Source organism: Nanhaiella sioensis (assembly GCF_046557775.1).
Taxonomy (GTDB): Bacteria; Bacillota; Bacilli; order Bacillales; family SM2101; genus Nanhaiella; species Nanhaiella sioensis.
This window is the reverse complement of record NZ_JBKAEG010000001.1, coordinates 1,949,800-1,964,863: the sequence shown is the minus strand read 5'-3', so window position 1 is coordinate 1,964,863 and position 15,064 is coordinate 1,949,800. Positions and strand designations below refer to the sequence as shown.

The window sequence follows — 15,064 nt, the reverse complement described above, 5'->3', positions numbered from 1 at the left end:
ATGAGATATTTAGCATTCGCTTCACGTAATCGTAAGGAGCTATTACGGGACCCTTCAACACTCCTAGTAGGAATAATTCTCCCAATTATTATTATGGGGCTTTTTTCAATGATGCAGAAAAATATGCCTTTCGAGCTTTATAGCATAGAAAGCTTAACACCAGGTGTAATTGTTTTCAGTTTTTCTTTTATTACGTTATTTTTAGGGATGCTGATTGGAAAGGATAAAAGCAGTTCGTTCTTAATGCGGATTTTTGCTTCACCTATGTCAGCATCTGAATATATTATTGGATATGCTCTTCCCCACATCCCTATTGCGATTCTTCAAATTATTATGAGCTTCATATTAGCATTCTTCTTAGGTTTGTCCTTTAATGTGCACGTATTTGGCACCATTATCTTACTTATTATTATAGCTATGCTTTATGTTGGATTCGGTCTACTATTTGGCACTTACTTTTCTGACAAGCAAGTTGGTGCAATTTTTGCGATCTTTGTTAACTTTACAACATGGTTAAGTGGTACTTGGTTTGAGCTAGATATGATTGGTGGAGTATTTAAAACGATCGGTTATACATTACCATTTGTGCATGCAGTCGAAGCTACACGACATGCTTTAGCAGGCGAGTACGTTGAGCTAGTTATACCATTATTATGGGTAGTAGGATACACGACAATTATCTTCCTAATTGCTATATGGGGTTTTAAGCAAAAAATGAAAGGTTAACCATCATATACTCATTATCATGGTAGAAAAAGGATTTCTGTCCGTTCGTGGTATAAGTTTGTTTTCTACAAAAGTGGAGCATTTAACATTCAACTTTAATTACTATATAACAGATTGGTGGTCATGGTTTAGGTTCATGGAATAGTATCTTAACCCACTGGAGTTTTAACGCAGTCAAATCTTTATTCCTTTGATATAATACCAAATAGTAGAGAGATTTGTATGATCGAGTAAAAGTTTTTAAGAATGATGTATGAAGACTGAATTTTATATATAATGAACAATTAAGGGGGTGGATGAAAAATGGCAAACGAATTATGCTTGCCAAAGTTAAAGATATCCCATGCAAAGCCTGCGGCTGGGGGCGATTCTTTGCATGGGTGGACATTGAGGTAACTAGAGTGTTCAAAGCTTAAGCAACCTCTTTACGTCGCCCGTATAAGCTCGTTCCTAAATGTGGTTTTGCACCTTCATTTTATTTTTAAAATAAGGAGCGGAAGATATTATGAGTAAACCATTTATTAGGAACCATCAATATAATCTAATTAAGAGACAAGTAAGCATTATTCAACATGCTTTAAAGACTACAGCTGATCTAAATGTAATGGAAGTAGCGAAATATAGTGCGCTATCTAAAGTTCTTGATGCTATTTCTCATACGACGGATTCACAAGATCAAATGTTAAGGAAAATGACTGATTTAGAAACAGCTGGGGAGTTTCAACAGTATATAAATGCATTAGAGCCATTGCTGTTAGAATTTCCACAAGTGACTAAAAAACAATTAACAAAACTATTCTCAAAAAATAAAAAACTTAAGCTACCTGATTTAGCAAGTATAGATTTTCAATTCTTGACCTATCTAGGTTGGCTTGATATATCAAAAAATAAACTGTTTATCGTTTATGAACTAGACAATGAACTAATGGGTATAGAAGGTAACTTTACTATAACCAACAAAAAGGATATATGCTCGTTATGTAAAGGATTCAGCAAGGTTGTGTTCGTTTCAGCAATATCTAAAACAAAACCTAAAAATGCTTCACCTGATTATTATAAATCTTATGGAAACTATATGTGTATGAACAGTGAAGAGTGTAATCAGAACATAACAGATGTATCAAATTTAGAAAGCTTTATTCGAAATGTAAGAGGTTAACCTCCAATGTATTTGAAACCACGGGAAAAGTGAGGAAGGTGTTATGGATGCTCACCGACCGTGCTGTGGAAAGTGAGCATCAAGGGGCAGAAATCTTCTGCCCTTTCGTATCTTTTAGCTAAAGGCTGTCTTCGCATAAGTTGTTGTTGTTCGTACAAAAATTAAAAATGAATACAACTAGCTTTCGTGGCATCTTTTCTTTTTTTAAAACGATAACTGTTCCGTTAAACAACATCTTTACCTTCAAATTTAGGAACAATTGCAACAAAGCTTCCGAAACGAAAGCCTTACTAAATAGCAACAAAGTTAACGAAAAAGCCCTAATAAAACAACGAGACAGAAGGTGACGGTTTTGAGTGAAAAAATAAAAGTAGGTTTAATTGGCATGGGAGCGATCGGTGAAAGAGTGTTACGACAATTTCAACAGCATAATGAAATTGATATTGCGGCGCTTTGTGATCGAAACGCAGATAGTTTAAATAAATTTAAGGATGAATTGCCAAATGTATCTCTATACTTGGATCATTTAGATATGCTTAAGGATGAAAGTATTCAGTTAATTTATGTGGGGGTTCCTCCTAAATTCCATCATAAAATAGCAATAGATGTAATAAGAAACGGCCGACACCTGCTATGCGAAAAGCCGCTTGCAAATTCTACTGAAGAAGCATTGGAAATGGTAGAAGAGGCTGAAAAAGCTAATATTGTGCATGCCATGAATTTTCCAATGGTATATAGTCAGGAATTCCAAGTATTCAAAAATAAGATCATGAATGGTGAGCTCGGGTCAGTAAAAAAAATTGAGCTTAACTTGCACTTTACGGAGTGGCCTCGAAAATGGCAGCAAAACGAATGGATTTCTAGTAGGGAACAAGGGGGATTTATTCGAGAAGTTGCTCCTCATTTTATTCAAATCATACACGACGTTTTCGGGGAAATGAGCATTGTACGATCAAGTGTTGAATATCCTGAAAATGAAGACTTGTGTGAAACAAGCTTTATCAGCTCTATGAAGCTTTCAGGTGGAATTCCCGTTCTATTTAACGGGTTAGCAGGTATTGGTCAAAAGGAGCATCTTTCTCTAAAAGTTTTCGGAGACCAAGGAACATTGGAAATTGAAAATTGGGGAATCCTTTCAGAAACTAGAGCTGATGACAATGGAAGTATCATTCCAGTTGATAGTGTTGACAAAGAAAACGTAGTGGACGAACTGGTGAAGGCGATCAAAGGCGATTCAGCTAAGCTCGTATCTTTTAAGGAAGGTTATGCAGTTCAAAAGGTGTTAGATGAAATTTTATTGGCGAAGTAGAGGCACTATTGTGTCTCTTTTTTTTTTATGCCAGATATAGCATATCTACATGGTTAAAGTCGATCATCGCGGTGCATATCGACAAACCACTATGGAGCATCTTCTACAATAGTTAGTGAAGAATTCATTAGTGCTTGAATACACACCTAATAAAGATAGCAAAGAACGAGGAAACCACCCTGAAAACCGGTTCAGACTCCCACAATATATACCCTGTCTCTTTTTTTTCATAAAAAAACGTATAATAATTAATTCTTATCCGCTGTAATAACATATTGCTATTATAGATTTTTTATAGTGTAAGATAAAATAATTGATGTGGTATTCTATGGAAATTGATTATAGAGGTGGATAGAAATGAGGAGTATTGTTATTAATCAATTTGGTGGTCCTAAAGTACTTGAATTAACAGACGTTGAAATTCCTGTCGCAGGTCCACATGAAGTATTAATTCGCGTAGAGAAAACGAGTGTTAATTTTGCAGATATAAAAAAAGGAAAGGGAACAAAGGTCATGGAAGCTTTCCATTATCGATCGGTTTGGATGTAGCAGGAAACGGTGGAAGCTGTTGGGGATGAAGTTGAGAGGATATTTGTTGGCCAAAGAGTGATCGCGTTTCCTTCAAATGGCTCCTATGCTGATTACGTGGTGGCTAAAGAATTATTAACCTTTGTTCTTCATGAAGATATTGATTTTTCAACAGCTGCAGCTTGCCCAACAGTTTCAATCTTAGCGTATAAGCTACCTCATGATATTGCTAGGGTTCGAAAAGAGGAGACGGTCCTTATACATGCGGCCGCGGGAGGAGTAGCGACAACTGCTATTCAATTGGCAAAGTTACTAGGTGCAGGCAAAGTGATTGGTACGGTTAGCAATGAGGCTAAATTTTCAGTTGTGAGAGAATCTGGGGCTGATGAGGTCATGTTATATGATGGGTTTTCAAACAAAGTAAAAGAGCTTACGAATGGGACAGGTGTAGATATTGTTTTAGATTCTATCGCAGGTCGGATTACTGAACAAAGTTTAGCATGCTTAGCGAAGTATGGCAGGCTGATCCAATTTGGAAATTCCAGTGGTGAAGTAGGACATTTTCAAACAAGTGAGCTTCACTCAAGTTGTAGATCTGTACTAGGGTTCAGTTTAGGTACCACACGAAAGGAAAGGCCTCAGTTGTTAGAACAAGCATCTAAGCAAATCATAAGATATTTATCAAACAAACAATTAACGATGAAAATTGGCAAAGAGTTTCCTTTACAAGAAGCAAGGAAAGCCCATGAATATATTGAATCAAGAGAGAATATAGGAAAGATACTATTAACCGTCAGAGGATAACCTTATAATAGTAAGAGATTGTCAATTGTTGCATTTGTTTTGGTACTAGCTTACAAGCATAGGGGTTTATTAATAGAGTATTTTCTCATTAATTTTAGACTGTTTTCGCACCGATTGTTGCTTTTAGTCCTAAGAAATAAGTACGTACAAATCAAGTCGTTCTCATTAAACATATAGTCAAAGTTTATTTGCTGCTGTCCTAAGTTAGTCTCAATACAACAAAGTTTACAAAAGGAGCCATAATTATATTGTATTAAGAGCGATGTACAAATCAATTTGAGTGTTCGTTTAAAACAATGACTATCAGATAAACGTATAGGAAGATAGATTAACGAGGGGGAGTTAGATGATAATATATAAAAATCAATATATTACAGTGTTTCAAAGTTCATTATTTCAAACGACATCAACAGTTATTGAACTTCCAGAATTTGTATTAGTTGTTGACCCGACATGGTTACCAGCTGAGGTAGAACAAATAAAAGAATATGTTTATCGAAATAAAGGCGATCGAAAGTTATATCTATTATTTACTCACTCGGACTGGGACCATATTATCGGATATGGGGCTTTTCCTGATGCAACGATCATTGCTAGTTTTGAGCTAGTAAACAAAGACCATAAGGAAAAGGTACGTATTCTTGAACAAATCTATTCTTTTGATGATAGGAACTACATTGAGAGAGGGTATGAAATTACTTATCCGAAAGTTAACCACGTCATTCAAGTGGATGGAGAGCAATTGACTATAGAAGGTACAACACTTACTTTTTATAAAGCGCAAGGTCATACTGATTGTGGATTATTCACAGTTATTGAACCTCTAGGCATTTTTCTAGCAGGTGATTATCTTTCAGATTGCGAATTCCCTCTCATATACCATAGCAGTAAAGCGTATGAACTCACGCTAAATAAAATAGACGGAATTTTAGAGCAGCACGATATCAAATTAATGATTCCAGGGCATGGGGCTGTAACTGAAGATAAGTCCATTATCAAACAAAGAAAACTAGAATCAATGACGTACATAAAACAGCTTAGAGCGTTGCTCCAGGAAAACAACAAGGAACAAATTGAAAAAATGATTGAGAAATATCGCTTTCCAAGAATGATGAAAGATTTCCATAAGGAAAACCAACAATTATTAAGTAGAGAGCTAGGAATCTCATAACGTTAACAGCATAGAACAAATACAGTGTGCTAAGAAAGGACTTGAACATGGGTAATTACAAAGTAATTCTTTTTGATTTAGATGGAACACTTTCAGATCCTAAAATAGGCATAACCAAATCAGTTCAATATGCATTGAAGAACATGAATATTGTTGAGAATGATCTCGATAAGCTTGAATGCTTTATTGGTCCACCTTTACAAGTTTCTTTTGCAGATTATTATCATTTTGATGAGGAGAAAATTGAACGAGCAATTGAATTATATAGAGAGAGGTTCAAGGACAAGGGGATGTTTGAGAATGTCCTATATCCAAATGTTCCTCGCCTGTTAAGTCAACTTAAGGAACAAAATTATAAGTTAGTTGTAGCAACCTCAAAGCCAACAGTATTTGCAGAAAAGATAATCAACTACTTCCATATAGAACAGTTTTTCGACCTAGTAGTTGGTAGCAATCTTGATGGATCAAGGGCATCAAAAACAGAAATTATTCAGCACGTTTTAGATGAGTACAACGAAAATGAGCTGAATGATTTTATTATGATTGGTGACCGTAAGCATGATATTATCGGCGCGAATAATACCGGAATTGATTCCATAGGCGTCACATATGGTTACGGCTCATTTGAAGAACTGAGTATTGTTAAACCTACTTACATTGCAAATAATGTTGAAAAGATTAGGGAGATTTTTTTAGCGAATAAAGTTATATAAAACTCTTTCAAAAAGGTAAGACTCATCGGATATATGGAGTCCTACCTTTTTTAAAATTATTTTCTTTATGTCGGAAATATTGCTCTAAATGACTGGAGATTATAGAGCTAATATGCTCATTTTATTAAAGGCTCTTTTCGAAAATTTGTTGCTATTGTTATCAATTTAGTACCAAAAAAGTGGTTTTATATTGTTAGTCATCAATGTACAGAAGAGAAGGTGCCAACTAGTTGAGTATGGTTTATTTATAAAACAGCCATATTAAATATTAATGTTTGACAAAACTAATAACGTTAGTTATTATAAAACTAATATTATTAGTTTATGAATATGAGGTGAGAATGAAATGAGGAAAAAGCAAGAAAAATATTTATATCAGTTGACGTTTTTACCCCGTTTAATGCCTGTGAATAGCTATCTTGTCGAGGAAGATGATGAATTGACATTAATTGATGCAGCTTTGCCATACAGTGCCAAGGAGATTTTGCGTACAGCTGAATCAATTGGTAAACCCATTACAAAAATATGTTTAACCCATGCCCATGATGACCATGTTGGTGCTTTAGATAACTTGAAAAATAAACTCCCAAATGCCAAGGTTTATATCTCAAGTCGTGATGCTAAACTATTAGCTGGAGACAAATCTTTACACGCTGATGAACCAAACACTCCTATTCGAGGTGGAGTTCCTAAAGGTATTCAGACAAAACCAGATGTGCTACTTAACGAAGGAGATGTAATTGGTTCATTACTAACAATTTCAACTCCTGGGCATACTCCAGGGTCCCTGACCTTCTTAGATACGCGTTCAAACACATTAATTGCTGGAGATACATTTCAAATAAGGGGAGGAATAGCTGTTGCTGGACAATTAAGAGTTTTGTTCCCCTTCCTCGCAATGGCAACATGGAACAAAGAACAAGCACTTCAAAGTGCAAAGAAGCTAATGAAGTATAAGCCAGCACTACTAGCAGTCGGTCACGGAAATCTACTAAATAATCCCGCCTCAGCAATGAATCATGCTATTCAAGAAGCTGAAAGAAAGATTGGCTAATTCAATTGACAAAGGAGAAAGAGCATGTCACCTAGAACAGGTTTAGATTTACAAACAATATTACAAGCTGCAGCAGAGATTGCAAATGAACAAGGGCTTGAAGCAGTAACATTAGCTATATTAGCAAAGAAGCTGAACATTCGTCCTCCTTCATTATATAACCATATTGATGGGTTACCTGGATTAAGAAAACAGCTAGCCATTTTTGGACTTGAGAAACTTCATAATGAACTGACAAGTGCTGTAATAGGGATCGCAGGGGAAGATGCTGTACATTCATTAGCGAAAGCCTACGTGAACTTTGCTCGTTCTAACCGTGGATTATATGAAGCAACATTAATGGCACCTGATGCATCTGATGAAGCAGCGCAAAAGGCAAGCCGTAACATCGTTAACCTTGTGTTAGCTGTCCTGCAAACTTTTCGATTAGAGGATGAAGCCGCTCTTCATACCGTTAGAGGCTTAAGGAGCATCTTACATGGATTCTCTTCATTAGAGCAGCATGCTGGGTTTGGTTTGAATCTGAGCCTTGATGATAGCCTATATTATATCGTAAGCACATATCTTAATGGTATTAACAAAATGCAGAAATAACAGTGATAGATGATTAGGCTTGGTTGTATGGAGTATGGAGGGGGACTCTATGTTTTGTCATACCAATGCCGAAAAATTTTTTATCCATTCAAGGTGAATTCTTCGTCTGATACGTAATGATTGAGTTAAAAAGTCTCTGGATTTTCCAACATCTTAGCAAGTTATATGCAACATCGTTATGATAAAATGATAGGAAGTAAGTGCTGTTACTGAAAGGGTGTATGACGATAAAATGGAAAACCATAGTTTACTTTTAATAGATGGATTCAATATATTAAGCAGGTGTTACTTTGCAACTTCCTATGGTAGGGATGAGGATCAGCTTGCAAAAAATAGCCAAGGATTATACATTAACGCGTTACGAGTCAAGTTTAATAAAATCTTTGCGTTAATTGAAGATCTACGAGCGACACATGTAGCAATCGTATGGGATGTAAAGCGTGATGAAGTCATTAGGCGTGACATGTTTGAAGATTATAAAGCGACGAGAGGCGAACTCCCAGACCCTCTCATTCAGCAATTCGAAACGTCAAAAATAATACTTGATAAAATTGGGATTTCTCAAATTTCTGTAGATCGCTATGAAGCAGATGATGTAATAGGCGCTTTAGCAACAAAATGGAGTCGTGAGCATCAAAAGCAGTGCTATATATACAGTAATGATCGTGACTTATTACAATTATTAGATCAAAATATTTCGCAAGTTATTGCAATTAAATCTAAAGGTGATACCATTTACAGATTACAAGACTTTCATAATGAATACGAAATATCTCCAAGTCAATGGGTTGATGTGAAGGCACTATTAGGGGACAAAAGTGATAACATTCCCGGCGTCACTGGTGTTGGTGAAAAAGCAGCACTTCCTTTAGTGAAAATGTATGATGGCATAGATAAACTATATGAACAAATTGATGACTTAGATAAGTCCTTCAACCGATATAAGAAAAAATTAATTGCAGGCAAGGAAATGGCTTTTTTAAGTAAGAAGTTAGCTGAAATTATTGTCGATATACCACAAATCAATGAATTTGAGATTTCTGAACTTCTCCTTCAATTAGAAGAAGAAATAATTCACGAAGAGTTTGAAAAATATGGATTGAAAGCAAAGGTTAAAAGATAAGTAGAAAAACTGTTGCAATAGCATACTTGTAAGAAAGCACATGAGATGTAATAAATTTTCATGTGTTTTTATTTTTATTTGGCTCTTTTTGGTAACTTTGTTGTAGAACAGTAAAATGAGGTGATATGTGCCATAGAGAGTTAAAGGTACCATGAGTACTTTTTGGTGTGTCTTTATTTCTTAGTATGAAAACCAACCTCTTTGTTATTAAATCTAGTATTAAAATATGATATAATTACTAATATTTAGAAAATTAGTACCATGTTAGAGGAGAAAAAATATGGGCTATATCATGGATTTGAGAAAGTTAGTAGGTAATTGTCCTCTGATTATGGTAGGTGCATGTGTCATTCTTTTAGATAAAAGTAATAGAGTATTATTACAATTGCGCAAAGATAATCGACGTTGGGGGTTGCCAGGAGGCTCTTCAGAGATGGGAGAAACGCTAGAAGAAGTGGCAAGGCGTGAGCTGTTTGAAGAAACAGGGTTAACAGCAAATTCTCTTAAGCTATTTAATGTTTTTTCAGGTGAAGAATTTTATTATAAATATCCAAATGGTGACGAAGTATATAATGTAGTTTCAGTATTTATATGTACTTCATATGATGGAGTGTGTAAGAAGGATGTAAGTGAAGTAGCTGATCTACAATTTTTTCATCTTAATGAACTTCCGGAAAAAATAAATCCACCTGATTATCCCATTATAAAGGAGTATTTGCAAAAAGAAGCTCTTTATAAAGGAGAATAACAATTTAAAAATTTTATGAAGTAACATCAATTATGCATACAACACAAAGGAAAGTTAATCGCAGATGAATTATATTAAGGATATGAGAAAGCTCATCGGTCACCAAACTCTTTTTACCGTTGGCTGTGGAGTAATTATCGAAGATGGAGAAAGAATTTTACTGCAGCATCGAACTGATGAGGATAATTGGTGTATCCCTGGTGGGGTTATGGAAATAGGAGAGTCGTTTGAACAAACAGCTAAAAGAGAAACGTTTGAAGAAACCGGCTTACAAGTAGAGAAATTAGATTTATTCGGTATATATTCAGGTGAAGCATGTTTCGTTAAATATCCTAATGGTGATGAAGTTTATAGCGTGCAACTCATCTTTAAAACGAGCTGTTATAAAGGAGAATTAAAGCAAATGGATATTGAAAGTCGGGAGCATAGATTCTTTTTGAAAGAAGAGCTGCCCCAAAATTTAAATCCACGTCAAAAAGCTTTTATTCTCGATTGGGCGGAGAAAAAGCAGTTACCTGTTATTAGTTGATTTTGATACTTTTGAATATAGAAAACGCCTTAGCCTCATTGTGTTTAACGAATGGGGTTTTGTGTGATTATGATCCTTCTAAACAGTCATGTAATCGATTTGTCAGCTTATTTAGTTAAGGGTGTAATAAACAATAAACAGAAAACCCAATATATCCGATGGCTGTTAGAAATAACATAAATGTCCCGATGTAATCCTCTTATTACACCACCTGCAAAATATCCTAAAGGGCATAAAGTACCTAACAGTGACGACAGAAAGGAAAATCCAGTTCCAATAAAGTGTTCGGGTAGATTTATTCGTATGCATGTTTGGATATAGCCCAAGCAAACCTAAACAAAACATAAGGAATGATAAGTCTCTTAATTGTGGTTATAGATAATAACCAGAGAGCACCTGGAAATATAGAAACGATTGGAAAGACTCAGTTTAAGTGGAAATTTATTTTGTATACTAGATAAGGTAGTGCCAGCTATTATACCAATTGATATAGATGTTAACCATAACCCGTACTTTGCTAAGTTAGAGGAAACGACTGGAAACATTGAAATTCCCATCGTTGCCATAACTGCTCCTTTTAATTATATTTAATGGTAATTATTTCATAAATTTAATAAAATTTCTATTTATGCATTGAATAATAAACGAAAGTATTGTAGAATAATAATTGGATTTTTTAATAGAAGGGTAGGGTAGAATGATTGGTGTGAAATAGCGCCTGGACTAGGTAAGGTAACTCTAGTTGACGAGGAGGAGGTTTATCGATTTTTCGGCGGATACCTCCCGGTTGCTTCGACTACAACCGTAATCATATACGAAAACAAAGAGGTGACTTTTTGGACAATCGTATGTGTGTAATCGACAAAAAATATTAACTTGCAAGGGGACGAGAGCAGTCCTCTATAATTCTTGTCCCTTTGTATTGGAGGGCATTATATGGATAGCATTATTTTTGATTTGGACGGTACACTTTGGGATTCTAGTCGTGAGATTTTAACTTGTTGGAATGATGTATTAGCCAGGTATGATGAAGTTAATTACAGTATAACAGTAGACGATTTAACTGGCACGATGGGCTTGCAATCGAAGGAGATTGGGGAGAAGCTATTCCCTCATCTTGGGGCAAGTTTGCAACAACGAATATTAGCAGATTGCTGTCAAGTTGAATGTAACCACTTAGCAAATCATGGTGGGGTACTATATGACCGTGTGGAAGAAGTCCTTAGTGAGTTATCTCAAACTTACAAATTGTTTATCGTTAGTAATTGTCAAGACGGCTATATCGAAGCATTTTACAAATATCATAAGCTAGATAAGTATTTTATTGATTATGAAAATCCTGGAAGAACTGGGCTATCAAAAGGTGAAAATATCAAGCTGGTCATCAACAGAAATCAATTAGTAGACCCGATTTATGTAGGTGATACTGAAGGTGACCGAACAGCAGCGAAGTTTGCGGGAATACCGTTTGTATTTGCTAAATATGGGTTTGGTGAAGTTACTCAATACGATTATAGTATCGATACATTTGATGCAATAAAGGAACTATGAAATGTTTCTTACTAATGATATAGTCTGCTGAAATCAATTTTGATTCAGCAGGCTTTTTCACAGCTAATTTAATCTAATTTAGTATTGAGCAATGCCAATAATTCTTCAATATGTAATCAAAAATCACTTACTTAATTATGCTATAATCAATATAAGTGCTAAATTGGATGTTACTGCAAATAATTAAAACTAATTTAAGTGGTAAGAATGTCTGTGTAAAATTATTGACTTCTATCATTTAAAGAGCTTAATTAGTTATATTGTATAGATTCAAACATGAAAGAGAGTGAAAAGAAATGGGTCGTAAGTGGAACAATATTAAAGAAAAAAAAGCATCAAAGGATGCGAATACGAGTCGTATCTATGCTAAGTTTGGTCGAGAAATTTATGTGGCTGCCAAGCAGGGTGAACCAGATCCTGAAGCAAACCAAACTTTAAAATTTGTTCTAGAGCGTGCAAAAACCTACAATGTGCCGAAAGCCATTATTGAACGTGCCATTGAAAAAGCTAAAGGTGGTTCTGATGAAAACTATGATGAACTTCGTTATGAAGGTTTCGGACCAAATGGATCTATGGTCATTGTAGATGCTTTAACGAATAACGTAAACCGCACTGCATCAGATGTACGAGCTGCCTTCGGTAAAAATGGTGGTAATATGGGTGTCAGTGGGTCAGTTGCATATATGTTTGATGCAACAGCTGTTATTGGTTTAGAAGGTAAAACAGCTGATGAGGTACTCGAACTATTAATGGAAGCTGATTTAGATGTTCGTGACATATTAGAAGAAGATAACGCTGTTATCATTTATGGAGAACCTGATCAATTTCATACAATACAAGAAGCTTGTACAAATGCAGGTATCACTGAATTTTCAGTAGCTGAAATTACAATGCTTGCACAAAACGAGGTAGAACTTCCACAAGATGCACAGGTGCAATTCGAGAAGTTAATAGATGTATTAGAAGACTTAGAAGATGTTCAACAAGTTTATCACAACGTTGACATTAAATAACAAAGGGGGACAGACCCCCTTTTTTGCTTTGACGTGTTAACGTTGAGGGGACAGACCCCTTGTTATTTCATCCATTGATTTGTCATTGTTTATTTGCATAGAAAGTGTGATCGTGTAGTCATTTGGATCTTTTAAAATGAGTTCACGTGCATTCCATGGTTGGTCAATGGGACCTTCAATTACTTTAGTATTCGCTGCTAAAGCTCTTTCGAAAAATTGATGAACATCCTCTACTGATAGGTTTACAACGATACCCTATTACTGCACTTATCTTGGCTATTATCCTTCAGCAACAAAATATCTTGATACTTTTCACCACGAATATGAGCCATAATTGTGTTACCATCCTTATCTGGTAGCTCGAATATTGAGTTAAAGTTGATAACCTCGTTGTACCATTTCAGTGAATCATCCATGTTTTTTACTGAAAGTTTGACGAATAATGGCATTGGATAATATTCCATGTTACTTCCTCCTTTGACTAATGATAATTCAAAGATACGCCATCACGTTACGTGAGGGTCAAGAAGTTAAAAGTAACTTAGTATCATCTCTTCAATGATTATTTCTTCCCTAAACAATATTTACATCCTTCAAATTAGTAGTCGATAAAATAGTTGAAGACTTATTGTATGGTATCGTACTATTTAAATATATTAATAATTTTAAGGGGGCTTTTAAATTGATTAAAGGGATAGGTCACACCGCTTATACTGTTAAGAATATGGAAAAATCGCTCCATTTTTACTGTGATATTTTGGGGTTTCAAAAGTTATTTGAATTAAAGAATAGTGATGATGAACCTTGGATTGTTTATTTAAAAATAAGGGAAGGGCAGTTTATTGAGTTATTTTATGGTGGTAAAAAAACGAATGAAGTAGATGGAAGTACAATTGGTTATGCTCATTTATGTTTAGAAGTTACTGACATCCATGAAATTGCAAATCATTTAAAGAAAAATGGCTTAAAATTAGATGTAGAGCCTTTGCAAGGGTTAGATTTGAACTTTCAATGTTGGGTTAAGGATCCCGATGGTAATGCAATTGAATTTATGCAAATGAACCCTGATTCGCCACAAATGAAGAATTAAGCTGTGTAGTTATTTTTTATTACAATGTTTTTTTTCGTAAACTTTGTTGCTAATTTAATTAAAAATGGACTGTATGATGAGTTTTATAAGAGCTCAACCATTGTAAAAGTAGCAAATGTGCCACGAATGCTAGATGTATATGCTTAATGAAAAACAACAATCAATGCGAAAACAGCCTTACATATTGACGCAAAATGGAGATTTCATCCCATCGAGGTTGATTTTAAAGAAGAAAAGATGTCGCAAACATTAGTTATATACATATTTAACTTTAGTACGAAACAGTCAATACGAGAATTACCTTTTAAATAGAGAAGGGTGAGCTTTTGAAACTACGGCAAATGGCAGTGGCTTTTCTAATCAATGAGGAGCAACAAGTGTTATTTCTTCAAAAAAAGCCAAAAGACACATTTCTAGCAGGCTTGTTAGTGCCAATTGGTGGCCATATTGAAGGAGAAGAAATATGTGATCCTAAATCTGCCTGTATAAGGGAGATAGCAGAAGAAACAGGTCTATCTAGTAGTTGCATAGATAACTTAACTTTGCGATACATTGTTCATCGATTGAGTGAAACTAAAGAAATAAGGATACAATATGTGTTTTTTGGCAATGTGTCTAAAGACTCTAAGTTAATCGATAGCGATGAAGGGTCATTATGTTGGACAAATTATAATGAAATTTCTAACATTAATGTCTCAGTGACAACTAAAGAGATTGCTAAGCACTATGAAAAAACTGCAAAACTATCAAAGAACGTATATGTAGGTTCAATGAAATCATTAAATGGAGATCCGGTAGTCACATGGGGGTTGTTAGAAGACTGGGAAAAACCTCGTTAACTTAACAGATCAAAGGTAGGGAACGATAGTAATAGAATTATAGCTATTTAAATGGCTGAAAGTTAATTTGCAGTCGAAAAAGTAGTAGGAAGTTCACTTAGTCAACTCAAAAA

The 15,064-nt window shown here is 35.0% G+C and carries 17 protein-coding genes and 1 pseudogene; 16 read left to right on the top strand and 2 right to left on the bottom strand.

Features of this window, described 5'->3' with window-relative positions; genetic code table 11:
* From V1503_RS09165 to V1503_RS09100, 14 genes and pseudogenes are all read left to right on the top strand, one after another.
* Positions 1 to 726, top strand: coding sequence for an ABC transporter permease (locus tag V1503_RS09165; protein ID WP_410626453.1), 726 nt, complete (start codon positions 1 to 3; stop codon positions 724 to 726).
* A gap of 505 nt (positions 727 to 1,231) precedes the next feature.
* Positions 1,232 to 1,885 (top strand): FusB/FusC family EF-G-binding protein, encoded by a 654-nt coding sequence (locus V1503_RS09160; RefSeq protein WP_410626451.1) that lies wholly within the window; start codon positions 1,232 to 1,234, stop codon positions 1,883 to 1,885.
* Positions 1,886 to 2,228: 343 nt separating this feature from the next.
* Positions 2,229 to 3,194, top strand: coding sequence for a Gfo/Idh/MocA family protein (locus tag V1503_RS09155; RefSeq protein WP_410626449.1), 966 nt, complete (start codon positions 2,229 to 2,231; stop codon positions 3,192 to 3,194).
* 357 nt (positions 3,195 to 3,551) lie between these two features.
* Positions 3,552 to 4,526: pseudogene (locus V1503_RS09150) on the top strand (quinone oxidoreductase family protein).
* A gap of 346 nt (positions 4,527 to 4,872) precedes the next feature.
* A complete protein-coding gene (locus V1503_RS09145; protein ID WP_410626447.1) occupies positions 4,873 to 5,697 on the top strand; it encodes an MBL fold metallo-hydrolase in 825 nt (274 codons plus the stop codon).
* Positions 5,698 to 5,744: 47 nt separating this feature from the next.
* The gene (locus V1503_RS09140; protein ID WP_410626445.1) at positions 5,745 to 6,410 is read left to right on the top strand and encodes an HAD family hydrolase; all 666 of its coding nucleotides are present in this window, start codon (positions 5,745 to 5,747) and stop codon (positions 6,408 to 6,410) included.
* A gap of 346 nt (positions 6,411 to 6,756) precedes the next feature.
* On the top strand, positions 6,757 to 7,464 hold the full coding sequence (locus V1503_RS09135; RefSeq protein WP_410626443.1) for an MBL fold metallo-hydrolase: 708 nt from the start codon (positions 6,757 to 6,759) through the stop codon (positions 7,462 to 7,464).
* Between the two features lie 24 nt (positions 7,465 to 7,488).
* A complete protein-coding gene (locus V1503_RS09130; RefSeq protein ID WP_320259205.1) occupies positions 7,489 to 8,058 on the top strand; it encodes a TetR/AcrR family transcriptional regulator in 570 nt (189 codons plus the stop codon).
* 232 nt (positions 8,059 to 8,290) lie between these two features.
* Complete coding sequence (locus V1503_RS09125; RefSeq protein WP_214484197.1) at positions 8,291 to 9,181, top strand: 5'-3' exonuclease; 891 nt, start codon at positions 8,291 to 8,293, stop codon at positions 9,179 to 9,181.
* A 280-nt stretch (positions 9,182 to 9,461) separates the two neighbouring features.
* Positions 9,462 to 9,929, top strand: a complete 468-nt coding sequence (locus tag V1503_RS09120) for an NUDIX hydrolase (RefSeq protein ID WP_320259204.1) — start codon at positions 9,462 to 9,464, stop codon at positions 9,927 to 9,929.
* Positions 9,930 to 9,993: 64 nt separating this feature from the next.
* Positions 9,994 to 10,458, top strand: coding sequence for an NUDIX hydrolase (locus V1503_RS09115; protein WP_214484195.1), 465 nt, complete (start codon positions 9,994 to 9,996; stop codon positions 10,456 to 10,458).
* A gap of 414 nt (positions 10,459 to 10,872) precedes the next feature.
* Positions 10,873 to 11,049 carry a hypothetical protein gene (locus V1503_RS09110; RefSeq protein WP_410626439.1) on the top strand — a complete coding sequence of 59 codons (177 nt, stop codon included), beginning with the start codon at positions 10,873 to 10,875 and terminating at the stop codon, positions 11,047 to 11,049.
* A gap of 345 nt (positions 11,050 to 11,394) precedes the next feature.
* Positions 11,395 to 12,009 (top strand): HAD family hydrolase, encoded by a 615-nt coding sequence (locus V1503_RS09105; protein ID WP_320259201.1) that lies wholly within the window; start codon positions 11,395 to 11,397, stop codon positions 12,007 to 12,009.
* A 296-nt stretch (positions 12,010 to 12,305) separates the two neighbouring features.
* Positions 12,306 to 13,022 carry a YebC/PmpR family DNA-binding transcriptional regulator gene (locus V1503_RS09100; protein ID WP_214484193.1) on the top strand — a complete coding sequence of 239 codons (717 nt, stop codon included), beginning with the start codon at positions 12,306 to 12,308 and terminating at the stop codon, positions 13,020 to 13,022.
* Between the two features lie 36 nt (positions 13,023 to 13,058).
* On the opposite strand, the gene V1503_RS09095 is transcribed toward V1503_RS09100, so the two are convergent.
* Together V1503_RS09095 and V1503_RS09090 are read right to left on the bottom strand one after the other, a co-directional pair.
* The gene (locus tag V1503_RS09095) at positions 13,059 to 13,202 is read right to left on the bottom strand and encodes a hypothetical protein (protein WP_410629418.1); all 144 of its coding nucleotides are present in this window, start codon (positions 13,200 to 13,202) and stop codon (positions 13,059 to 13,061) included.
* 62 nt (positions 13,203 to 13,264) lie between these two features.
* Positions 13,265 to 13,486, bottom strand: coding sequence for a hypothetical protein (locus V1503_RS09090; protein ID WP_410626437.1), 222 nt, complete (start codon positions 13,484 to 13,486; stop codon positions 13,265 to 13,267).
* Between the two features lie 218 nt (positions 13,487 to 13,704).
* Here V1503_RS09090 and V1503_RS09085 point away from each other — a divergent pair, with 218 nt between their 5' ends.
* Together V1503_RS09085 and V1503_RS09080 are read left to right on the top strand one after the other, a co-directional pair.
* Positions 13,705 to 14,112: a VOC family protein gene (locus tag V1503_RS09085; RefSeq protein ID WP_320259199.1), complete on the top strand. Its 408-nt coding sequence runs from the start codon at positions 13,705 to 13,707 to the stop codon at positions 14,110 to 14,112.
* Positions 14,113 to 14,438: 326 nt separating this feature from the next.
* Positions 14,439 to 14,951 (top strand): NUDIX domain-containing protein, encoded by a 513-nt coding sequence (locus V1503_RS09080; protein WP_410626434.1) that lies wholly within the window; start codon positions 14,439 to 14,441, stop codon positions 14,949 to 14,951.
* The last annotated feature ends 113 nt before the right edge of the window (positions 14,952 to 15,064 follow it).